This is a genomic window from Pantoea sp. C1E2, assembly GCF_056491465.1.
Genome location: NZ_JBSZHT010000002.1, coordinates 519026 through 542950, shown reverse-complemented (window position 1 = coordinate 542950; position 23925 = coordinate 519026). Strand labels below are relative to the sequence as shown.

At 53.4% G+C, this 23925-nt stretch carries 15 protein-coding genes, 1 tRNA gene, 1 rRNA gene and 1 riboswitch; of the genes, 6 read left to right on the top strand and 11 right to left on the bottom strand.

The features are described 5' to 3' along the window. Positions 1-95: 95 nt before the first annotated feature. Positions 96-170: transfer RNA gene (locus tag ACXI0A_RS02745), tRNA-Glu, on the bottom strand. An 89-nt stretch (positions 171-259) separates the two neighbouring features. Then, positions 260-1801 (bottom strand): 16S ribosomal RNA (locus ACXI0A_RS02740). 627 nt (positions 1802-2428) lie between these two features. Here ACXI0A_RS02740 and purH point away from each other — a divergent pair. Further along, positions 2429-4018 (top strand): bifunctional phosphoribosylaminoimidazolecarboxamide formyltransferase/IMP cyclohydrolase, encoded by a 1590-nt coding sequence (purH, locus tag ACXI0A_RS02735; protein WP_224935537.1) that lies wholly within the window; start codon positions 2429-2431, stop codon positions 4016-4018. 19 nt (positions 4019-4037) lie between these two features. Next, positions 4038-5318, top strand: a complete 1281-nt coding sequence (gene purD / locus ACXI0A_RS02730) for a phosphoribosylamine--glycine ligase (protein WP_224935539.1) — start codon at positions 4038-4040, stop codon at positions 5316-5318. Positions 5319-5359: 41 nt separating this feature from the next. On the opposite strand, the gene ACXI0A_RS02725 is transcribed toward purD, so the two are convergent. The 6 genes from ACXI0A_RS02725 to nudC form a co-directional block, all read right to left on the bottom strand. Beyond that, complete coding sequence (locus ACXI0A_RS02725; protein WP_476150492.1) at positions 5360-6025, bottom strand: DUF1481 domain-containing protein; 666 nt, start codon at positions 6023-6025, stop codon at positions 5360-5362. A 69-nt stretch (positions 6026-6094) separates the two neighbouring features. Then, a complete protein-coding gene (hupA, locus tag ACXI0A_RS02720) occupies positions 6095-6367 on the bottom strand; it encodes a nucleoid-associated protein HU-alpha (protein ID WP_084938308.1) in 273 nt (90 codons plus the stop codon). Positions 6368-6555: 188 nt separating this feature from the next. Then, entirely contained in the window at positions 6556-7146 is a 591-nt protein-coding gene (locus ACXI0A_RS02715) for a YjaG family protein (RefSeq protein ID WP_224935543.1), read from the bottom strand. Between the two features lie 62 nt (positions 7147-7208). Then, positions 7209-7877: a deoxyribonuclease V gene (gene nfi, locus ACXI0A_RS02710; protein WP_476150494.1), complete on the bottom strand. Its 669-nt coding sequence runs from the start codon at positions 7875-7877 to the stop codon at positions 7209-7211. A 2-nt stretch (positions 7878-7879) separates the two neighbouring features. Continuing rightward, positions 7880-8947: a uroporphyrinogen decarboxylase gene (gene hemE, locus ACXI0A_RS02705; RefSeq protein WP_224935547.1), complete on the bottom strand. Its 1068-nt coding sequence runs from the start codon at positions 8945-8947 to the stop codon at positions 7880-7882. Positions 8948-8986: 39 nt separating this feature from the next. Then, a complete protein-coding gene (nudC, locus tag ACXI0A_RS02700; RefSeq protein ID WP_476150496.1) occupies positions 8987-9760 on the bottom strand; it encodes an NAD(+) diphosphatase in 774 nt (257 codons plus the stop codon). Positions 9761-9848: 88 nt separating this feature from the next. Here nudC and rsd point away from each other — a divergent pair, with 88 nt between their 5' ends. The 3 genes from rsd (at position 9849) to thiE (ending at position 13229) form a co-directional block, all read left to right on the top strand. Then, complete coding sequence (gene rsd, locus ACXI0A_RS02695; protein WP_224935551.1) at positions 9849-10355, top strand: sigma D regulator; 507 nt, start codon at positions 9849-9851, stop codon at positions 10353-10355. Positions 10356-10468: 113 nt separating this feature from the next. Further along, a riboswitch (TPP riboswitch) is annotated at positions 10469-10569 on the top strand. 90 nt (positions 10570-10659) lie between these two features. Continuing rightward, positions 10660-12585 carry a phosphomethylpyrimidine synthase ThiC gene (gene thiC / locus ACXI0A_RS02690; protein ID WP_476150498.1) on the top strand — a complete coding sequence of 642 codons (1926 nt, stop codon included), beginning with the start codon at positions 10660-10662 and terminating at the stop codon, positions 12583-12585. Further along, a complete protein-coding gene (thiE, locus tag ACXI0A_RS02685; protein ID WP_224935555.1) occupies positions 12582-13229 on the top strand; it encodes a thiamine phosphate synthase in 648 nt (215 codons plus the stop codon). Before thiC ends, thiE begins: the two co-directional genes overlap by 4 nt. A 156-nt stretch (positions 13230-13385) precedes the next feature. On the opposite strand, the gene ACXI0A_RS02680 is transcribed toward thiE, so the two are convergent. Then, complete coding sequence (locus ACXI0A_RS02680) at positions 13386-14840, bottom strand: aminotransferase class I/II-fold pyridoxal phosphate-dependent enzyme (RefSeq protein ID WP_476150500.1); 1455 nt, start codon at positions 14838-14840, stop codon at positions 13386-13388. A gap of 175 nt (positions 14841-15015) precedes the next feature. On the opposite strand from ACXI0A_RS02680, the gene ACXI0A_RS02675 reads away from it, so the two are divergent. Then, positions 15016-15204 (top strand): DUF1127 domain-containing protein, encoded by a 189-nt coding sequence (locus ACXI0A_RS02675; protein WP_224935559.1) that lies wholly within the window; start codon positions 15016-15018, stop codon positions 15202-15204. A gap of 61 nt (positions 15205-15265) precedes the next feature. Here the strand turns inward: ACXI0A_RS02675 and rpoC are convergent, their stop codons facing one another. Then, on the bottom strand, positions 15266-19489 hold the full coding sequence (gene rpoC / locus ACXI0A_RS02670; RefSeq protein WP_224935560.1) for a DNA-directed RNA polymerase subunit beta': 4224 nt from the start codon (positions 19487-19489) through the stop codon (positions 15266-15268). A gap of 78 nt (positions 19490-19567) precedes the next feature. Beyond that, on the bottom strand, positions 19568-23596 hold the full coding sequence (gene rpoB, locus ACXI0A_RS02665; RefSeq protein WP_224935562.1) for a DNA-directed RNA polymerase subunit beta: 4029 nt from the start codon (positions 23594-23596) through the stop codon (positions 19568-19570). Between the last annotated feature and the right edge of the window lie 329 nt (positions 23597-23925).

Here is a 23925-nt window from a genome sequence, read left to right as displayed (position 1 = left end):
TGTTCCGGATTGTTAAAGAGCAATATCTCAAACTCGACGTTACCGTCAGTTTTGAGATATTTCGTGGAGACACCTTTCACCTGTCACCAAGCAAGTGGCGTCCCCTAGGGGATTCGAACCCCTGTTGCCGCCGTGAAAGGGCGGAGTCCTAACCGCTAGACGAAGGGGACACGATAGTGTCACGACTTCGCAGCCGTCTTGCTCATTACTTTTCTATCAGACAATCTGTGTGAGCACTGCGCGGGAAGGTATCTTCAGGTAAGGAGGTGATCCAACCGCAGGTTCCCCTACGGTTACCTTGTTACGACTTCACCCCAGTCATGAATCACAAAGTGGTAAGCGCCCTCCCGAAGGTTAAGCTACCTACTTCTTTTGCAACCCACTCCCATGGTGTGACGGGCGGTGTGTACAAGGCCCGGGAACGTATTCACCGTAGCATTCTGATCTACGATTACTAGCGATTCCGACTTCACGGAGTCGAGTTGCAGACTCCGATCCGGACTACGACGCACTTTATGAGGTCCGCTTGCTCTCGCGAGGTCGCTTCTCTTTGTATGCGCCATTGTAGCACGTGTGTAGCCCTACTCGTAAGGGCCATGATGACTTGACGTCATCCCCACCTTCCTCCAGTTTATCACTGGCAGTCTCCTTTGAGTTCCCGGCCGAACCGCTGGCAACAAAGGATAAGGGTTGCGCTCGTTGCGGGACTTAACCCAACATTTCACAACACGAGCTGACGACAGCCATGCAGCACCTGTCTCAGAGTTCCCGAAGGCACCAAAGCATCTCTGCTAAGTTCTCTGGATGTCAAGAGTAGGTAAGGTTCTTCGCGTTGCATCGAATTAAACCACATGCTCCACCGCTTGTGCGGGCCCCCGTCAATTCATTTGAGTTTTAACCTTGCGGCCGTACTCCCCAGGCGGTCGACTTAACGCGTTAGCTCCGGAAGCCACTCCTCAAGGGAACAACCTCCAAGTCGACATCGTTTACGGCGTGGACTACCAGGGTATCTAATCCTGTTTGCTCCCCACGCTTTCGCACCTGAGCGTCAGTCTTTGTCCAGGGGGCCGCCTTCGCCACCGGTATTCCTCCAGATCTCTACGCATTTCACCGCTACACCTGGAATTCTACCCCCCTCTACAAGACTCTAGCCTGCCAGTTTCGAATGCAGTTCCCAGGTTGAGCCCGGGGATTTCACATCCGACTTGACAGACCGCCTGCGTGCGCTTTACGCCCAGTAATTCCGATTAACGCTTGCACCCTCCGTATTACCGCGGCTGCTGGCACGGAGTTAGCCGGTGCTTCTTCTGCGGGTAACGTCAATCGCCAAGGTTATTAACCTTAACGCCTTCCTCCCCACTGAAAGTACTTTACAACCCGAAGGCCTTCTTCATACACGCGGCATGGCTGCATCAGGCTTGCGCCCATTGTGCAATATTCCCCACTGCTGCCTCCCGTAGGAGTCTGGACCGTGTCTCAGTTCCAGTGTGGCTGGTCATCCTCTCAGACCAGCTAGGGATCGTCGCCTAGGTGAGCCATTACCCCACCTACTAGCTAATCCCATCTGGGCACATCCGATGGTGTGAGGCCCGAAGGTCCCCCACTTTGGTCCGAAGACGTTATGCGGTATTAGCTACCGTTTCCAGTAGTTATCCCCCTCCATCGGGCAGTTTCCCAGACATTACTCACCCGTCCGCCACTCGTCACCCAAGGAGCAAGCTCCTCTGTGCTACCGTTCGACTTGCATGTGTTAGGCCTGCCGCCAGCGTTCAATCTGAGCCATGATCAAACTCTTCAATTTAAGTTTGATTTGCTGAAACAAGTTCAGCGATGCTCATCTGTAAAACGTCATAATGAATTTCATTATGTGTTCACTCGTGAGACTTGATATTTTTTACGTCCGGAGACGCTGATATCAATCCTGCGAGTGCCCACACAGATTGTCTGATAAATTGTTAAAGAGCGGTGCAATCAGCGCCTTAAGCTGCTGTTGCGAGGTGGCGTATATTACGCTTTCCTCCTTCAGAGTCAAACACTTTTTTCAGCGTTTTTCATCTGGCGGAAGTTCTTATTGAAGCTTCCTGTCAACACCGCACTCCGTAAACCGTTGTGCCGTCTCGATGGATGCGCATTATAGGGAGTTGTTCGCAGCGCGCAACCGCTAAATTCAATAAAAACAACCGTTCGCTGCATTCCACAGCAAAACCCCGCCTTATACCCACTTACACACAGTGTTATCCACATTCATCGGCGTAGATGAATTTAGGCGAGCATCACGCAAACGTTTTCGCTACAATGCCCGGCGACGTCAAGGATGCCCCTTTTGGGGCGTTACATGAAGCAAGCGCTCTCTTCTATATAGAAAGAAACGCTAAGCTTGATGTAACGCTCTTATTTATGCGAAACAAAGCCAAGGGATAAAACCACCATGCAACAACGTCGTCCAGTACGCCGCGCTCTGCTCAGTGTTTCTGATAAAGCCGGTATCCTCGAATTTGCTCAGGCACTCTCCAGTCGTGGTGTTGAGCTGCTCTCCACAGGTGGTACTGCTCGCCTGCTGGCAGATGCGGGCCTGCCCGTCACTGAAGTTTCTGACTACACCGGTTTCCCGGAAATGATGGATGGACGCGTCAAAACGCTGCACCCGAAAGTGCATGGCGGTATTTTGGGCCGTCGCGGCACCGATGATGCGATCATGTCTGAGCACGCTATCAGCCCAATCGACATGGTGGTGGTTAACCTCTATCCCTTCGCCCAGACCGTCGCTAAACCCGACTGCTCACTGGCAGACGCGGTAGAGAATATCGATATCGGTGGCCCAACCATGGTGCGCTCCGCCGCCAAGAACCACAAAGACGTGGCTATTGTGGTGAAGAGCAGCGACTACGAGGCCATCATCGCCGAGCTGGACGCCAACGAAAACTCCCTGACTCTGGACACCCGTTTCGATCTGGCGATCAAAGCCTTCGAACACACCGCAGCGTATGACAGCATGATTGCCAATTACTTCGGTAGCCTGGTGCCGGCTTACCACACTGACAGCAAAGAGCCTGCCGGCCGTTTCCCTCGTACGCTGAATCTCAACTTCATTAAGAAGCAGGATATGCGCTACGGCGAGAACAGCCATCAGGACGCTGCCTTCTATATAGAAGAGAATGTGGCGGAAGCTTCTGTTGCTACTGCACAGCAGGTTCAGGGCAAAGCACTCTCTTACAACAACATCGCCGATACCGATGCTGCGCTTGAGTGTGTGAAAGAGTTTGATGAAGCGGCTTGCGTGATTGTGAAACACGCCAACCCGTGCGGCGTAGCAGTGGGCGGTTCGATTCTGGATGCCTACGAGCGCGCTTACAAAACCGACCCAACCTCAGCTTTCGGCGGCATCATAGCTTTCAACCGTGAATTAGACGAAGCCACTGCACAGGCAATCATTAGCCGTCAGTTCGTGGAAGTGATCATCGCCCCTTCCGCTAGCGAAGCGGCATTGAAAGTCACCGCAGCGAAACAAAACGTACGCGTACTGGTGTGCGGTCAGTGGCAGGGTCGAGTCGCCGCACTGGATTTCAAACGTGTGAACGGTGGCGTACTGGTGCAGGATCGCGATCTGGGCATGGTTGATGCCAGCCAGTTACGAGTGGTGACTAAGCGCCAGCCAAGCGAGCAGGAATTACGTGATGCGCTGTTCTGCTGGAAAGTGGCCAAGTTCGTGAAGTCCAATGCGATTGTCTATGCACGTGACAACATGACTATCGGCATTGGCGCGGGCCAGATGAGCCGTGTTTACTCTGCCAAAATTGCCGGTATTAAAGCAGGTGATGAAGGTTTAGAAGTAAAAGGTTCTGCTATGGCATCTGATGCTTTCTTCCCGTTCCGCGATGGTATCGACGCGGCTGCTGCCGTGGGTATCAGCTGTGTGATTCAACCAGGTGGTTCTATCCGTGATGATGAAGTGATTGCCGCCGCTGATGAACACGGCATTGCGATGATCTTCACCGACATGCGTCACTTCCGCCATTAATAGCCTGGAGCTGTAATAGATGAAAATTTTAGTGATTGGTAATGGCGGACGTGAACACGCGCTGGCATGGAAAGCGGCACAGTCTCCTTTAGCTGAGACCGTCTTTGTGGCTCCGGGTAACGCTGGTACCGCACTGGAGCCCGCATTGCAAAATGTAGCGATCAGCCCAACCGACGTGCCTGCCCTGTTGGCGTTTGCTCAGCAAGAGAATATCGATCTGACCATCGTCGGCCCGGAAGCGCCGCTGGTGATTGGCGTGGTCGATGCGTTCCGCGCTGCCGGCCTGAAAATCTTTGGCCCAACCCAGGCGGCTGCACAGCTGGAAGGATCAAAAGCCTTCACCAAAGATTTCCTGGCGCGCCAGCAGATCCCTACCGCTGAATACCAGAACTTTACCGAGGTCGAACCCGCCCTGGCTTACCTGCGCGAGAAAGGCGCACCGATCGTCATTAAAGCTGACGGTTTAGCAGCGGGCAAAGGCGTTATCGTGGCGATGGAACTGGCTGAAGCGGAAGCCGCCGTGCAGGACATGCTGGCAGGCAACGCTTTCGGCGATGCAGGCCATCGAATTGTCATTGAAGAGTTCCTCGACGGCGAAGAAGCCAGCTTCATCGTAATGGTAGATGGCGACAACGTGTTGCCAATGGCCACCAGCCAGGATCATAAGCGTGTTGGCGATGGCGATACCGGTCCAAACACCGGCGGCATGGGCGCTTACTCACCTGCCCCGGTGGTAACGGATGAGATCCACCAGCGAGTGATGGATCAGATTATCTGGCCAACCGTCAATGGTATGAAAGCGGAAGGCAACACCTATACCGGTTTCCTTTATGCCGGTCTGATGATCGATAAAGCTGGTCAGCCGAAAGTGATCGAATTCAACTGCCGATTTGGCGATCCAGAAACCCAGCCGATCATGATGCGTCTGCAATCAGATCTGGTTGAGCTTTGTCTGTCCGCGGTGGATGGCAAACTGGATCAACAAACCTCGCAGTGGGATCCACGTCCGTCACTGGGTGTCGTGCTGGCTGCAGGCGGTTATCCGGCGGATTACAATACCGGCGACCAGATCCACGGCCTGCCACTGGAAGAAGTGCCGGATGGCAAAGTGTTCCATGCGGGCACCACGATGAAAGATGATGTGGTGGTGACTAACGGTGGGCGCGTGCTGTGCGTGACCGCACTGGGTGAAGATGTGGCAGCCGCGCAGAAGAATGCTTATGCGCTGGCTAAGCATATTTCCTGGGAAGGCAGCTTCTGCCGCAAGGATATTGGTTACCGCGCGATTAACCGCAAGTAATCAACAAGGGGCACTCTGAGTGCCCCTTAATTTTTTCCGCTTCAGAAATCACTCTCTTTCGGCTGCCAGCTGCATTCATCCTCTGGCGTCGCCCGCAGCAACTGCACGCCTTCAGGCGCCTCCAACCACGACACCATTAACGGTTGTGGCTGGCTTCGCTGCTGCTGGGATAACGTGGCAATCATTCCGCTATCAAACGGTGCATTAACTACTTTGCCATCACAGTCGCGTATCTGTGTTGCTCCCAGCCAATGTCCCTGCTTCAGCAATACTCGGCCACTTAGCAATGCATTACTTTGCTCCAGCATACGTTGTGCATCAAACCGGTAGAGTTCCACCGTGTCACCACTCACCGCTTCGCGACGCCCCGCCAGCTGGCGTTGCATGAAGTTGAGATTACCGAGATGGTCGAAGCGTAACGTCACATCATCCGGTTGCTCGCCTGCCACACTGCGCTCAACGCTGATCAGTTTGTTCTGCTGCCAGTTGTAGTCAGTGGTTTCCATGGCATCGCCATTGAAGGGGGTATAAACGGTACGCAGATGGACAGCTTGATGATCACTGTTCTTACGCCAGATGCGCACAGTGCCGCGATCGGCCAGATAACCGCTCGCCGTAAAGGCAGGAAGATCGTGAGTGGAACTACAGCCCGCGAGTAGCGCACCGAGTAACAGGGCGCAGACGCGCTGAGTAATCGTGTTCAGCATGACAGGCCCCGATAACAAAAAGGGGCGATGTCGCCCCTCTTTTAAAGCTTAAACCGCGATGCGGAAAACTTACTTAACTGCGTCTTTCAGAGCTTTACCAGAGACGAACGCTGGCACGTTAGCTGCAGCGATTTTGATCTCGTTGCCAGTCTGTGGGTTGCGACCGGTACGCTCAGCGCGGTGGTTCACTTTAAAAGTACCAAAACCAACCAGTTGTACAGCATCACCTTCTTTCAGAGACTCAGTGATCGCAGCCAGGGTAGATTCCAGCGCAGCTTTAGCCTGGGTTTTTGACAGGTCAGCTTTCTCTGCGATCACATCAATCAGTTGAGTCTTGTTCATAAGTTATCCTTAAAGTGTATTTATCGCTTGCTAAGCAACGAGTGCGAGGGAAAAGCCATATTCTGGCACTCTTCAACCTGCACGCAAAGATAGCCACAATTTTCAGCCCCCCAAATGTAGACCAGACAGGGGGCTGATGTGAAGCCTCCAGGCGCGGTAATTCAGGCCTGAAGTCACGTTTTATCGCCTTATTGCTGAAAAAGTATACCGATGTTACTGATTCCCGCTTCGCGCAGGTCAGAACGTAACCCCTTAATCAGCTCAAGGTCGCGCTCTTCGCAGTCTGCCAGCAGGCGGAAAATCTCCCACTGCATATCCCATTCATCAATCACCGCCTGATTTTCACGCAGCTCTTCATCGGTCATTTCACGACCGGCCTGCGTCATTTCAAGGATAGCGACGGTGGTGATCGAGGTGCGGCTGACTTCGATCGCGTGCTCCAGAGTTTCGCCGCTGAGTTGTGCATGCACAACTTCGCTCAACGCAACACAGGCATCGATCGCTGGATGGACACCGTAGATATCAAAATCATCGCCATTCGGAATCGCTGATTCCAGCTTTTCCAGTTGGCTATCGAAGTTAATCTTAGCGTCTTTAACCGTCAGGCTCTCCCAGACAAGATCAAGGATGCGGCGATAGAGCTGCGGATCGGCAAATTCGGTCTGCTGACAGAAGGCCCAATAGTTGGGGAACATCCGCTCGCACAGACAGGCCATGAAGGTCATATGCTGCCAGCTTTCCAGCTTCGCCAGACGCAAATGGACGGGGTTCTGTAACATCAAACTTACTCTCAATAGGTTAGCTGGCGGCAGTGTACCGCAAAAGCCGCGCGCAAACAGCGTTAACGCGCATTTTGCCAACGTAGAAATGTCGGTCGACCTGAGGCAACCGCATCGGCCCAGCGTGTGGGTTCGGGCAGGCGATAGCCCGACGTACATAATTCCACCCAATGCAGCGCACTCTCCAGGCTGATTCTATGCCCCGTTGAGACAAACAGCGGGTTACAGCGCGCTTTACTGCGCCACACCCAGCCAATCTGCTCACCTTTATCCATTAGCGGCTGACGACTCCCCGGTTCCCCGCTTAGCTCGGCAAACCGACCACACAGCCGTTTCTTAGCCACGCCAATAGTGGGCACATCCACCAATAAACCGAAATGGGCAGCCACCCCGAGCCGTCGCGGATGAGCAATACCCTGACCGTCAACAAACAGGAGATCAGGCTGATGAGTGAGCTGTTGCCAGGCGGCGAGGAGTGCGGGTACTTCGCGAAAGGACAAAAAACCAGGGATGTACGGCATGGTGGTTTCGATACGCGCAATGCGATGCTCCACCAGCTGCAATGAGGGGTACTCCAGCACGATTAGCGCCGCGCGGGTAATGGCGCCTTCCTGCTCAAAACCGACGTCCGCACCGGCGATAAAACGAGGCGGCAGGACGTCAAAATCATCCTGCCGCACCACGTCAGCAGCGCGTTGAAGCTGTTCGGCTCGCAGCGCGGCTAAATCCATGCTTAGCCCTGATGGTAAGGGCGTGACAGACGATGCACGGCTTCCACGAATGCACCGGCATGTTCTGGCGGCACATCCTGATGGATGCCATGGCCCAGGTTGAAGACGTGGCCTTCACCCGCACCGAAGCCTTCCAGAATGGTGGCCACTTCCTGCTCGATACGTGCTGGCGGTGCATACAGCATGGATGGATCCATGTTGCCCTGCAGCGCCACTTTGTCACCTACACGACGACGGGCATCGGCGATATCGGTGCTCCAGTCCAGACCCAGGGCATCACATCCGGTGGCCGCGATAGCTTCCAGCCATTGACCACCGCCTTTGGTGAACAGTGTAATCGGCACGCGGCGACCTTCGTTCTCGTGTAGCACGCTATCAACGATTTTGTGCATGTAGTAGAGCGAGAACTCACGGTAGTCGCGACCTGTCAGCACGCCGCCCCAGGTGTCGAAGACCATAATCGACTGTGCACCCGCTTTAATCTGCGCGTTCAGGTAAAGAATGACGCTGTCAGCCAGCTTATCCAGCAGCTTATGCAGAGTTTGCGGCTCGGCATACATCATCTTTTTGATTTTGGTGAAAGCTTTGCTGCTGCCGCCTTCGACCATGTAGGTCGCCAGCGTCCATGGGCTGCCAGAGAAGCCGATCAGCGGCACTTCGCCTTTCAGGTTATGGCGAATGGTGCGTACCGCATTCATCACATAAGCCAGCTCGTCCTCTGGATCCGGAATCGGCAACTTATCAACATCTGCGCGGCATGTAATAGGATTTGAGAAACGCGGGCCTTCACCCGTTTCAAAGTAGAGCCCCAGTCCCATCGCATCAGGAATTGTCAGGATATCGCTGAAGAGGATCGCTGCATCCAGCGCATAGCGACGCAGCGGCTGCAAGGTGACTTCGCACGCCAGCTCGGCATTCTTACACAGCGACATAAAATCACCGGCTTCAGCACGCGTGGCTTTATACTCCGGCAAATAGCGCCCGGCTTGTCGCATCATCCATACCGGGGTGACATCTACCGGCTGACGTAACAGGGCGCGCAGATAACGATCGTTCTTCAGTTCACTCATAATGGGCTCTCTCATGCTAAGGCCGCCAGTGTAGCATTTTCACGGCGCGCTGGCGCGACACAGGGCAACGGTATCTTCAATCAACCGTCGTGCCACCGTACCCGGCGGCGGGAGTAGCGGCAGATCGTCATAACGATACCAGCCAGCATCCAGCAACTCTTTGCCATCGTGTTGCAAGTCTCCGCCTTCATACTCGGCCATAAATGCCATCATTAAGGAGTGCGGGAAGGGCCACGGCTGCGAGGTGACATAGCGGACATTTTTCACCCGTACGTTGCTCTCTTCCATCACCTCACGCGCCACGGCCTGTTCCAGCGTTTCCCCTACTTCAACAAAGCCAGCCAATACTGTGTAAATGCTGTTGCGATGGCGCGCATGGTTAGCCAGCAGGATCTCATCGCCTCGGCGAATAGCCACGATAATGCACGGCGCGATCTGCGGATAATAGCGCTCGCGGCAATGGTGACACAGGCAGGCAAACTCACGTTTACTGAGGTGCATTTCGTGTCCGCAGTAGCCGCACCAGCGATGGGATCGGTAAAACTCCGCCAGTTGAACACCGCGCCCAACCATCTGGAAAAGCCCAACATCTTCGTCGATTAGCTGGCGAACAGAGCCCATATTATCCGGGCGTGATTCTCGTATCAGCCAGACATTTTCAGCCTGCCACTCACCAATTAATATCGCGGTCTTTCCTGTCAGGCCAAAATCGCCGGATAAGCCATGCGGCAGCTCGCCTTGCGGTAACCAAAGTTTTTGTTCATGGCTGACAATCCACCAGCCAGCGTCTACGCTTGAGATCTCACGTTGCATCTTATTCGTTGTCCTTAGCGTCGAATGGCACGCTGAAATCCTGATGTTAAGTGTGTAATGGATAACTATAACTCACCCGGAGCCCCATATGCTTACCCAGTTAGATGACCTGGCCAGGCGTGTAAGTGGCGGTAATGAATTAGTCGACGCGTGGCTGCGCGCGCGCCGACAGTTGCTTGTCAGCTATTACGCATTAATCGGCATGAAGCCCAATAAAGAGGCGCTCAGTGCGCTGGATGAACAGGCGTTGGATGCATTTTGCCACAGTCTGGTGGATTACCTTTCAACCGGTCATTTCAGTATTTATGAACGTATTATCAGCGAGATGGAAGGAGACAGCCCACTCATTGCGGCGGCACAAATCTATCCGGCTTTGGAAGCGAATACCGATCGCATGATGCAACTGTATGACAGCCATCTACAGCAGGCGATCAATGACGATAACTGTGTTGAATTCCAAAAGGCGTTGTCCGAAGTGGGTGAAGTGCTGGAGTCACGCTTCACGCTGGAAGATAAGCTGGTGCAACTAGCCTGGGATAACCAGCTGGCGCGCCCGCCAGTCGCCAATGAAAGCAATATGGCTCGCCCCGCTTAAACTCGCACTATGTAAAAAACTTGTTATTCCGAAAAAGCCCTCTTATGCTGAATGGGCTTTTTTATTGTCTCTTTAACCAAATGAGAGCCTACGTTTTGCGATTATCGTAAAACATTACCTTGTCGGAGTGCCCTAAGGGGCTGAGACCGTTTATTCGGGATCCGCGGAACCTGATCAGGTTAGTACCTGCGAAGGGAACAAGAGTAGACATTATCAGAACGGTGCATGCTGGCGCCCCGCATCGCCCCTGTTACTCCTTCCGAACTCTGGACAAGCAACTTCCCCTTCATTCAGGAAACTTGCTATGTCTGTTGCTAAAACTTCTCGTCGTGAACAACGCGCACAAGCGCAGGAATTTATCGATTCGCTGCAAGGCACCGCATTCCCCAATTCAAAACGTATCTGGATTACTGGCAGCCGTTCGGATATCCGTGTGCCGATGCGCGAAATTCAGCTCAGCCCGACACACATCGGCGGTAGCAAAGATCACCCTCAGTATGAACAGAATGAACCGGTCCCGGTGTATGACACGGCGGGCGCTTATGGCGATCCCGCAGCCACCATTGATGTTCATCAGGGATTAGCCAGGCTACGTGCTAACTGGATAGCAGAACGCGATGATAGCGAAACCATCCACCAGCTGAGCTCGCATTACACCCAACAGCGCTTAGCCGACGAAGGGCTGGATCACCTGCGTTTCGAGCAGTTGCCGCAGCCGCGTCGTGCCAAAGCCGGCCGCTGCGTCACACAATTGCATTACGCACGCCGGGGCATTATCACGCCGGAGATGGAGTTCATCGCGGTGCGGGAAAATATGGGGCGTGAGCGTATTCGCGGTGAAGTATTGCTACAACAGCATCCAGGACACAGCTTTGGCGCCAATCTGCCAGAAAATATCACCGCCGAATTTGTTCGTCAGGAAGTCGCCAGCGGTCGCGCCATCATCCCCTCCAATATCAACCACCCCGAATCCGAGCCGATGATCATTGGCCGAAATTTCCTGGTGAAGGTGAATGCCAATATCGGTAACTCGGCGGTGAGTTCATCCATTGAGGAGGAAGTTGAGAAGCTGGTGTGGTCAACACGCTGGGGCGCCGATACGGTGATGGACCTCTCCACAGGCCGCTATATCCATGAAACGCGCGAGTGGATTTTACGTAATAGCCCGGTGCCGATTGGCACAGTACCTATTTATCAGGCGCTGGAGAAAGTGAACGGCGTGGCGGAAGACCTTAACTGGGAAATCTTCCGCGATACGTTGCTGGAGCAAGCCGAACAGGGAGTTGATTACTTCACTATTCACGCCGGAGTACTGCTGCGCTATGTGCCGATGACCGCCAAACGCCTGACCGGCATAGTCTCACGCGGTGGGTCGATAATGGCGAAGTGGTGCCTGTCACATCATCAGGAAAGTTTCCTCTACCTCCACTTCCGTGAGATCTGTGAGATCTGCGCCGCTTATGATGTGGCACTCTCACTCGGCGATGGCCTGCGTCCCGGATCGATTCAGGACGCCAATGATGAAGCCCAGTTTGCCGAATTGCACACGCTAGGTGAGCTGACCAAAATTGCCTGGGAATACGATGTTCAAGTAATGATTGAAGGTCCAGGCCATGTGCCGATGCAGATGATTCGCCGCAACATGACCGAACAGCTAGAGCACTGCCACGAAGCGCCGTTCTACACGCTCGGCCCACTCACCACCGACATCGCACCCGGTTACGATCATTTCACCTCCGGCATCGGTGCCGCAATGATTGGTTGGTTTGGCTGCGCCATGCTGTGCTACGTCACTCCGAAAGAGCACCTCGGTTTGCCGAATAAAGAAGATGTGAAGCAGGGACTGATCACCTACAAGATCGCCGCGCATGCCGCCGATCTGGCCAAAGGCCATCCCGGCGCGCAGATCCGCGATAACGCCATGTCGAAAGCGCGCTTCGAATTCCGCTGGGAAGATCAGTTCAATCTGGCGCTCGATCCACATACCGCGCGTGCCTATCACGATGAGACATTACCGCAGGAATCGGGCAAAGTGGCTCACTTCTGCTCAATGTGCGGTCCGAAATTCTGTTCGATGAAAATTACCCAGGAAGTGCGTGAATATGCTGCTCGTCAGCAGGCAGAAGCCCAGCCGATTGAAATCGGCATGGCGCAGATGTCGGATGCCTTCCGTAGCCGTGGTGGCGAGCTTTATCACGCCGCCGATGCCCTTAAAGAGGAAAAAGTATGACCGACGCCTTTCCAGCCACAGCCCCCAAACTGGGGCTGTACCCTGTTGTCGATAGCGTAGAGTGGATTGCGCGCTTACTGGAGGCCGGCGTTCGCACCATCCAGTTGCGCATCAAAGATTGCCAGGATCATGAAGTAGAAGATGCTGTGCGTGAAGCGATTGCGTTGGGCAAGCAGTATCGTGCTCGCCTGTTTATCAACGATTACTGGCGATTAGCGATCAAATACAACGCTTACGGCGTGCATCTTGGTCAGGAGGATTTGGACGTGGCCAATCTGGATGCCATTCGCCAGGCAGGATTGCGACTGGGGTTGTCGACTCATGACGATGCCGAGTTAGATCGCGCGCTGGCGCTGCGTCCATCGTATATCGCGTTAGGTCATATCTATCCAACGCAAACCAAAGATATGCCTTCAGCACCGCAGGGTGTTGTCGAACTTAAACGCCATCTGGCGCGGTTGCAGGATATACCGACCGTGGCGATCGGCGGTATTTCGCTAGCGCGTGTGCCTGAAGTCTTGGCTACGGGGGTTGGAAGTGTGGCCGTGGTGAGTGCCATTACTCAGGCCGCTGACTGGCGTCAGGCAACCCAGGAACTGCTGGCACTGGTTGAAGCTGGAACCCAGCCTGCAGAAGCGCTGTAACAGTCTGCAAACGCGCTAAATTGGCTGGAATCTCACGCGCGCCCTGCCAACTGCGGGCTGGCGTGTTTTTCCGGTCACGCTAAAGTGTGCCTGCCCACTGTCGCTTGCAGTGGGCCAGGGCTGGTCTACCTCTCTCTCCAGCCCTGCCTTTCCACTTTAATCAGTCAGAGAGGAAGCCTGCTCCGTTTCGATATGACAGGCCTGCATGGCCTTCTCCACCGCGGCGCCAAGCCGGGCGATGGCCTGTTCAGTTTGCTCATTGATGGGCAAACCATAGTTGAGGCGCAAGCAGTTACGATACTTGCCCGAGGCGGAAAACAGCGATCCGACAGCAACCTGAATGTTCAACGCGCGCAGTTCGGTGTTAAGCCGAACCGCATCAAAGGCTTCGGGCAATTCAATCCACATAAGGAAACTACCCTGCGGGCGCGAGACACAAATACCACAGGGGAAATAGTGGCGAACCCAGCAGTTGAAGGTCTCGTAGTTGCGCTGATAAACCTGACGCATCCGGCGTAAATGCGGCCCATAGTGGCCAAGACGAATAAATTCCGCCACCGCATATTGTGGCTGCGTGGCTGTAGAGCCAGTGCCGATATATTTCATATGCAAAACGCGATCGCGGTAGCGTCCAGGTGCCACCCAGCCAACACGTAACCCGGGCGCCAGCGTCTTAGAGAATGAGCTACACAGCAACACCCGGCCGTCCATGTCCAAAGATTTGATGGTGATGGGGCGTGGATACTCCCATGCCAACTCACCATAGACATCGTCTTCAATGATCGCGGCATCAAAGCGTTGGGCCAATGCCAGCAGTGCACGCTTGCGCGCCTCAGGCATGATAAATCCAAGTGGATTATTGCAATTTGGCACCACCACCACGGCCTTAATTGGCCACTGCTCGAATGCCAGTTCCAGGGCTTCGAGGCTAATGCCCGTCACCGAATCGGTAGGGATCTCAATGGCACGAATACCGAGGCCGCGCAGTGTCTGCATCGTGCCATGGAAAGTAGGAGACTCAACGGCGATGATATCACCCGGCTCACACACCGCGCGGATCGACACGGACAGTGCTTCATGGCAGCCCGTGGTGATCACTATATCCTCTGCGGTGAGCTGACAGCCGCTGTCGATAGTTAAGCGCGCGACCTGCTCACGCAAAGCCTCAACCCCCAACAGACTGTCATAATTGAGCTGTCCAAGATCCTGCTTCTGCGCCATTCGGCTCTGAATTTTCCATAATGGCTTCAGTGTCGGCTGGGTCAGATCTGGCATCCCGCTACCTAATTGCAACACGTTACCGCTGCTGCGGCTGCTTAATAACTCCAATACAGATTCCCACTGGGTGATCTCAACAGGTCGCTGTACTGGGCGAGTTAACGCGGGGACGGGTGGCGTGGCTTTACGCGTGGCGACGAAATAGCCTGAACGTGGCTGTGGCACGATTAACTGTTTCTCTTCCAGGAGATGGTATGCCTGTTGCACGGTACTGATACTGACGCCATGTTCAATACTCAGTGTTCGCACCGACGGTAAGCGTTCACCACCACGGTATAATCCTTGCTCAATACGATCTGAGAGCAAGCAAGCCAAATGCTGATATCGCGTCATCGTATGCCTCACTGAATCATCCACATCAATTTACCAGTACAGATAGACTGCATTTTTACCATTCAGATCCTGTCTGGCGCAATCTGTATGTTAAAGATAAGTGTTTTTTGAATCTGTATTGAAGCGCACAACAATTGGAAAATGACACTCAGACATCTTACTGAGGGCAGTAAAAATGGAATTCGATCAAAACCGTGCGGCAAGACCATTTGATGTAACGTTACTGGATCTTTTTCGTGGCGCACGCCGCGCAATGAGACAGTGGCGCGCCCGGCGTGAAACCCGACAGATATTGTCTCAACTAAGCGATGCGCAATTGCGTGATATCGGCCTGACGCGCAACGATATCTGCCGTAAAAGCTGAGTTAAAGACGAAAAAAAACCCTGCCAAGGCAGGGTTTGTTATAAGTCAGACAGAACAACGATTAATCGTCGTTATTACCGCCCAGACCCGCGTTCAGCAGTTCAGCCAGGCTCGCAGAGGCTTCATCCGCAGTCACCTGCGGTGCAACCGGTGTTTCACCTACAGAACGGCGACGCATACGATCCTGATGGTATGCATAACCGGTACCGGCCGGGATCAGACGACCCACGATAACGTTCTCTTTCAGGCCGCGCAGTTCATCGCGCTTACCTGCTACTGCTGCTTCGGTCAGGACACGCGTGGTTTCCTGGAACGATGCTGCAGAGATGAACGATTCGGTAGCCAGTGACGCTTTGGTGATACCCAGCAGATCGCGCATGAATGTCGCGCCGATTTTGCCATTCGCTTCAAGTTCGCGGTTAGCGATCTTGATGCGAGAGTATTCAGCCTGCTCACCTTCCAGGAAGTCGGCACTGCCGGCGCTGGCGATGGTTGCTTTACGCAACATCTGACGCACGATGACTTCGATGTGTTTATCGTTAATCTTAACGCCTTGCAGACGGTAAACTTCCTGCACTTCGTTAGTGATGTAACGCGTAACCGCATGGACGCCACGCAGACGCAGGATATCGTGTGGAGATTCTGGGCCGTCAGAAACAACGTCACCACGTTCAACACGCTCACCTTCGAATACGTTCAGCTGACGCCATTTCGGAATCATCTCTTCGTACGGATCGCTACCATCAACCGGTGTAATCACCAGACGACGCTTGCCTTTGGTCTCTTTACCGAACGAGATAATACCGCTGATCTCGGCCAGGATAGCTGGCTCTTTCGGACGACGCGCTTCGAACAAGTCAGCAACGCGTGGCAGACCACCGGTGATGTCCTTGGTACCGCCAGATTCCTGAGGTACACGAGACAGGGTGTCACCCGCACTGATCTTAACGCCATCTTCCAGCTGAACAATTGCTTTGCCCGGCAGGAAGTACTGAGCTGGCATATCGGTACCTGGAATCAGAACGTCATTTCCGTTGGCATCAATAATTTTCAGCGCAGGACGCAGATCTTTACCACCTGCAGTACGTTCTGCAGAGTCCAGAACCACCAGCGATGACAGACCGGTAAGGTCGTCAGTCTGACGGGTAATGGTCTGGCCGTCGATCATGTCGGTGAAGCGAATGAAACCGCCCACTTCGGTGATAACTGGCATGGTATGCGGATCCCAGTTTGCAACGGTCTCGCCCGCAGCAACCTGCTCACCATCACCTTTGGCCATAACCGCACCGTAAGGCACTTTATAGCTCTCTTTGGTACGACCGAACTCGTCGATCATCTTCAGCTCAACGTTACGTGAAACGATAACCAGCTTCCCGGAGGAGTTGGTTACAGACTTCGCGTTCGTCAGCTTGATGGTACCTTTGTTCTTCACCTGGATGCTGGATTCAGCAGCCGCACGAGATGCCGCACCACCGATGTGGAACGTACGCATCGTCAGCTGTGTACCCGGCTCACCGATGGACTGTGCTGCGATAACGCCGATGGCCTCACCTTTGTTGATGATGTGACCACGTGCCAGGTCGCGACCATAACAGTGTGCACACACACCAAAGTCGGTTTCACAACCCACAACAGAACGCACTTTGATCGCATCGACAGAGTTAACTTCGATCACATCACACCAGTGCTCATCGATCAGCGTATTACGCGGGATCAGGATGTCAGCAGTACCTGGTTTCAGTACGTCTTCTGCGGTCACACGACCCAGTACACGCTCACGCAGTGGCTCTTTAACGTCGCCACCTTCGATGACCGGAGTCATCATGATGCCTTCGAATGTGCCACAGTCGTCTTCGGTCACCACCAGATCCTGCGCAACGTCAACCAGACGACGCGTCAGATAACCGGAGTTAGCGGTTTTCAGTGCGGTATCCGCAAGACCTTTACGCGCACCGTGCGTCGAGATGAAGTACTGGAGTACGTTCAGACCTTCACGGAAGTTCGCGGTGATTGGCGTTTCGATGATTGAGCCATCTGGCTTAGCCATCAGACCACGCATACCGGCCAGCTGACGAATCTGTGCAGCAGAACCACGCGCACCGGAGTCGGCCATCATGTAGATGCTGTTGAACGAGACTTGCTGCTCTTCTTCGCCGTGACGGTTGATCACGGTTTCGGTTTGCAGGTTGTCCATCATCGCTTTGGAAACGCGTTCGTTCGCTGCGGCCCAGATATCGATGACTTTGTTGTAACGTTCGCCAGCAGTTACCAGACCAGACTGGAACTGTTCCTGAATCTCAGCAACTTCCGCTTCCGCTTCCGCAACGATTTCCGCTTTCTTAGCCGGGATAACCATGTCGTCGATACCTACAGAGGCACCTGAACGGGCTGCGTAAGCAAAACCGGTGTACATGGTCTGGTCAGCAAAGATAACGGTCGGCTTCAGGCCCAGGATACGGTAACAAGTGTTCAGCATCTTGGAGATAGCTTTCTTACCCAGCGCCTGGTTGACGATGGAGTAAGGCAGACCTTTCGGCACGATCATCCACAGAATCGCACGACCAATGGTGGTGTCGATAATGCTGGTATTCGCGACGAACTCTTCTTGTTCGTTTTTGCTGTACTCGGTGATACGCACTTTAACGCGAGCATGCAACTCAGCCAGGCCAGCGCGATAAACACGCTCAGCTTCTTTCGGGCCAGTCAGCACCATGCCTTCGCCGCGCGCATTCACTTTGTCACGGGTCATGTAGTACAGACCCAGTACAACGTCCTGAGAAGGAACGATGATTGGCTCGCCGTTCGCAGGTGACAGGATGTTGTTGGTAGACATCATCAGCGCACGTGCTTCCAGCTGGGCTTCCAGCGTCAGCGGTACGTGAACAGCCATCTGGTCACCATCGAAGTCGGCGTTATATGCCGCACAAACCAGCGGGTGCAGCTGAATTGCTTTACCTTCGATCAGAACAGGTTCGAATGCCTGGATACCTAAACGGTGCAGAGTTGGTGCACGGTTCAGCAGTACCGGGTGTTCGCGGATCACTTCGTCCAGGATATCCCAGACAACAGCTTCTTCGCGCTCAACCATTTTCTTAGCAGCTTTGATGGTGGTCGCGAGGCCACGCAGTTCCAGCTTGCCGTAGATAAACGGTTTGAACAGCTCCAGTGCCATTTTCTTCGGCAGGCCGCACTGATGCAGACGCAGGTATGGACCTACGGTGATTACAGAACGACCAGAGTAGTCAACACGTTTACCCAACAGGTTCTGACGGAAACGACCCTGCTTACCTTTGATCATATCGGCCAAAGATTTCAGAGGACGTTTGTTAGAGCCGGTGATGGCACGACCGCGACGGCCGTTATCCAGCAGGGCATCTACCGCTTCCTGCAGCATACGTTTTTCGTTACGTACGATGATATCTGGCGCAGCCAGATCCAGCAGACGTTTCAAACGGTTGTTACGGTTGATCACGCGACGATACAGATCGTTCAGATCTGACGTAGCGAAACGACCACCGTCCAGCGGTACCAGCGGACGCAGATCTGGCGGCAGAACCGGCAGAACGGTCAGGATCATCCACTCTGGTTTGTTACCAGACTGAACGAACGCTTCCAGCAGCTTGATACGCTTGGTCAGCTTTTTACGTTTGGTCTCGGAGTTGGTTTCGTTCAGCTCTTCACGCAGCTGCTCGCACTCTTGCTCCAGATCCATGTTTTTCAGCAGCGCCTGGATAGCTTCCGCACCCATCTTCGCATCGAATTCGTCACCGAACTCTTCCAGCGCGTCAAGGTACTGCTCTTCGGTCAGAATCTGACGTTTTTCCAGGTTGGTCATACCGCCTTCGATCACAACATATGATTCGAAGTACAGTACGCGCTCGATATCACGCAGCGGCATATCCAGCAGTAAGCCGATACGCGAAGGCAGTGATTTCAGGAACCAAATGTGCGCTGTTGGTGAAGCCAGTTCGATGTGGCCCATGCGCTCACGACGAACTTTGGTCTGTGTAACTTCAACGCCACACTTCTCACAGATCACGCCGCGATGTTTTAAACGCTTGTACTTACCGCACAGGCATTCGTAATCTTTTACCGGCCCAAAGATACGGGCGCAGAAAAGACCGTCACGCTCCGGCTTAAAGGTACGGTAGTTAATGGTTTCTGGCTTTTTAACTTCACCAAAAGACCATGAACGGATCATATCTGGCGAGGCCAGAGCGATCTTGATCGCATCAAACTCTTCGGTCTTAGTTTGCGCTTTCAGAAACTTAAGTAAGTCTTTCACGGATTAGCTCCCGTCGGAGTGGAACTCTCAGGGACGCACACCCGAAGTGCGCGTCCCGTAACCAGTACTTGCGAGTGCTTACTCGTCTTCCAGCTCGATGTTGATACCCAGCGAGCGGATCTCTTTCAACAGTACGTTGAAGGATTCCGGCATGCCCGGTTCCATCTGATGGTTGCCATCGACGATGTTTTTATACATCTTCGTACGGCCATTCACGTCATCAGACTTAACGGTCAGCATTTCCTGCAGGGTATAAGCAGCACCGTACGCTTCAAGTGCCCACACTTCCATCTCACCGAAGCGCTGACCACCGAACTGCGCCTTACCACCCAGCGGCTGCTGAGTAACGAGGCTGTAAGAGCCAGTAGAACGGGCGTGCATCTTGTCGTCGACCAGGTGGTTCAGTTTCAGCATGTACATGTAACCTACGGTTACCTGACGCTCGAACTGCTCACCGGTACGGCCATCGAACAAGGTGATCTGACCGGAAGAAGGCAGGCCGCCGAGCTGCAGCAGCTCTTTGATTTCGCTCTCTTTCGCACCATCAAACACTGGCGTTGCGATTGGCATACCTTTTTTCAGGTTCTCAGCCAGACGCAGAACTTCGTCGTCAGTGAAGGTGTTCAGATCGACTTTCTGACGCACGTCAGTACCAAGATCGTAAGCACGCTGGATGAAATCACGCAGTTTGGTGACTTCTTCCTGCTTCTTCAGCATTGCATTGATTTTCTCACCAATGCCTTTTGCCGCCATACCCAGGTGAGTTTCCAGGATCTGACCGATGTTCATACGTGACGGTACACCCAGTGGGTTCAGTACGATATCGACCGGCGTACCGTTCTCATCGTAAGGCATGTCTTCGATCGGGTTGATCTTAGAAATAACACCTTTGTTACCGTGACGACCCGCCATCTTGTCACCAGGCTGGATCTGACGTTTAACCGCCAGGTACACCTTAACGATTTTCAGCACGCCAGGTGCCAGATCATCGCCTTGGGTAATCTTGCGACGCTTCGCTTCGAGTTTCTTCTCAAACTCGTGCTTCAGCTCGTCATACTGCTCAGCCAGCTGCTCAAGAGAGTTTTGCTTCTCTTCGTCAGTCAGGCCCAGTTCCAGCCAGCGCTCACGTGGCAGTTTGTCCAGCTTCTCAGCTTCAACGCCACCGGAGATCAGTACAGTCTGAATACGGCTGAACAAGCCCGCTTCGAAAATCTGCAGTTCTTCAGACAGGTCTTTCTTAACCTGCTTCAGCTGCATCTCTTCGATTTCAAGTGCACGCTTGTCTTTTTCCACGCCATCGCGGGTGAAGACCTGAACGTCGATGACCGTACCGGAAACACCGTTTGGCACGCGCAGAGAAGAGTCTTTAACGTCAGACGCTTTCTCACCGAAGATCGCACGCAACAGTTTCTCTTCTGGCGTCAGCTGGGTTTCACCTTTCGGTGTAACCTTACCAACCAGAATGTCACCGCCGGTCACTTCCGCACCGATATACACGATGCCGGACTCATCCAGTTTGGAGAGCGCTGCTTCACCGACGTTCGGGATATCAGCAGTGATCTCTTCTGGCCCCAGCTTGGTGTCACGAGACACACAGGCCAGTTCCTGGATGTGGATAGTGGTGAAACGGTCTTCTTGTACAACACGCTCGGAAACGAGGATGGAGTCTTCGAAGTTGTAACCGTTCCATGGCATGAACGCCACGCGCATGTTCTGACCCAGAGCCAGTTCACCGAGATCGGTGGACGGGCCATCTGCCAGCACGTCGCCACGTTCAATCGGCTCACCCAGAGACACGCACGGCATCTGGTTGATGCAGGTGTTCTGGTTAGAACGGGTGTACTTGGTCAGGTTGTAGATATCGATACCCGCTTCGCCCGGATACATCTCTTCTTCGTTAACTTTAATAACGATACGAGAAGCATCAACGTACTGAACGGTACCACCACGTTTCGCGACAGCAGTTACACCGGAGTCAACCGCTACAGCACGTTCCATACCGGTACCAACCAGCGGCTTATCAGCACGCAGAGTAGGAACCGCCTGACGTTGCATGTTCGCACCCATCAAGGCGCGGTTAGCATCATCGTGCTCCAGGAACGGGATCAGTGACGCACCGACAGAAACCACCTGCTGGGTGGAAACGTCCATGTAGTCAACTTGATCGCGGCTGAACAGGCTTGATTCACCTTTGCTACGGCAGGTGACGAGATCGTCAACAAAGCTACCGTCATCAGCAAGGTTGGTGTTCGCCTGAGCGATAACGTAGTTACCCTCTTCAATCGCAGAGAGGTAATGAATTTCTTCACCCACTTTGCCGTCAACAACGCGACGATACGGAGTCTCAAGGAAGCCGTATTCGTTAGTCTGCGCGTAAACAGAAAGGGAGTTGATCAGACCGATGTTCGGACCTTCAGGCGTTTCGATTGGGCATACACGACCGTAGTGGGTTGGGTGTACGTCACGCACTTCGAAGCCTGCACGCTCACGCGTCAGACCGCCTGGGCCCAGAGCAGAGATACGACGCTTATGCGTAATCTCAGACAACGGGTTGTTCTGATCCATAAACTGGGACAGCTGGCTGGAGCCGAAGAACTCTTTCACCGCCGCCGAAATCGGCTTGGCGTTGATCATGTCCTGAGGCATCAGGGTGTCGAGATCGCCCAGAGACAGACGCTCTTTAACAGCACGCTCAACACGGACCAGACCCACACGGAACTGGTTCTCAGCCATCTCACCAACAGAACGGATACGACGGTTGCCGAGGTGGTCGATATCATCGACTTCGCCAATACCGTTACGGATGCCGATCAGCTTCTTCATCACTTCGATGATGTCGTCTTTGCTCAGGATGCCTGAACCTTCGATTTCATCACGCAGCAGAGAACGGTTGAACTTCATGCGGCCAACCGCAGAGAGATCGTAACGATCTTCAGAGAAGAACAGATTCTCGAACAGATTTTCTGCCGCTTCACGCGTTGGTGGCTCACCAGGACGCATCATGCGATAGATCTCAACCAATGCGCTCAAACGATCGCTGGTTGGGTCAACACGCAAGGTCTCGGAGATGTACGCACCGTGATCCAGGTCGTTGGTGAACAGGGTTTCAATGCGCTTGTGACCGGACTGGCTAAGTTTAGCCAACAGATCCAGTGACAGTTCCATGTTTGCAGGAACAATCAGTTCGCCGGTGTTCAGATCGACGTAGTCTTTAGCGACCACTTTACCTGCGATATATTCAACAGGCACTTCGATGTGCTGAATACCGTCTTTTTCCAGCTGACGAATATGACGTGCAGTGATGCGACGCGCTTTCTCAACGTAGACTGTGCCGTTGGCTTCGATATCGAAGCTGGCGGTTTCACCACGCAGGCGCTCTGGCACCAATTCCATCTGCAGCTTGTTGTCGCGAATTTCATAAACCACTTTATCGAAGAACAGATCGAGGATTTGTTCAGTGGTGAATTGCAACGCACGCAGAATGATAGTGGCCGGCAGCTTACGGCGACGGTCAATACGGACAAAGAGGTTGTCTTTCGGGTCGAATTCGAAGTCGAGCCATGAACCACGGTAAGGGATGATACGTGCGTTATACAGCACTTTACCAGACGAGTGCGTCTTACCCTTGTCGCTGTCAAAGAACACGCCAGGACTACGATGCAGCTGAGAAACGATAACACGTTCAGTACCGTTGATAACAAAGGTACCGTTGTCGGTCATGAGTGGAATTTCACCCATGTACACTTCTTGCTCTTTAATGTCTTTTACGGTGCCTTCTGGCGCTTCGCGCTCATAGATCACCAGACGCAGCTTCACGCGCAGCGGTGCCGAGTAGGTCACGCCACGGATCTGACATTCTGTTACGTCAAAGACCGGCTCACCCAAACGGTAGCTCACATACTGCAACTCAGAGTTGCCGCTGTAGCTAGAGATTGGGAATACGGAACGGAAGGCTGCTTCCAGACCGTGTTGGCCTTCTGGATCTTGCTCGATAAACTTCTGGAACGAGTCAAGCTGGATAGAAAGGAGATAAGGTATGTCCAAAACTTGTGGACGTTTACCAAAATCCTTACGAATACGTTTTTTCTCGGTATAGGAGTAAACCATAGGGTTCCTCAGCTAGCTGACATGTCGAACCACGCTGTCCGTCCTGATAGGACAGTTCATGCAACACTATTTTGTTTTTCATGCGATGCGTAACACCCCATGCAATACGTCTTTCTATCACTCTTAAATCATTTCATCGCCGTTGTGCAGGCAGGGAACCTTCACAGGAGAGCGATATATTAAGTCGTAGATAGAAAAAGATATTGAAGAGAAACAATGGACAAACAGTGCGAAACGCCATCATTCCCCTGTAGCGCAAAAAGGCTGGTGACCAAAAAGTCACCAGCCATCAGCCTGAAACTACTCAGGCTGCAACCCGAAGGGTTGTC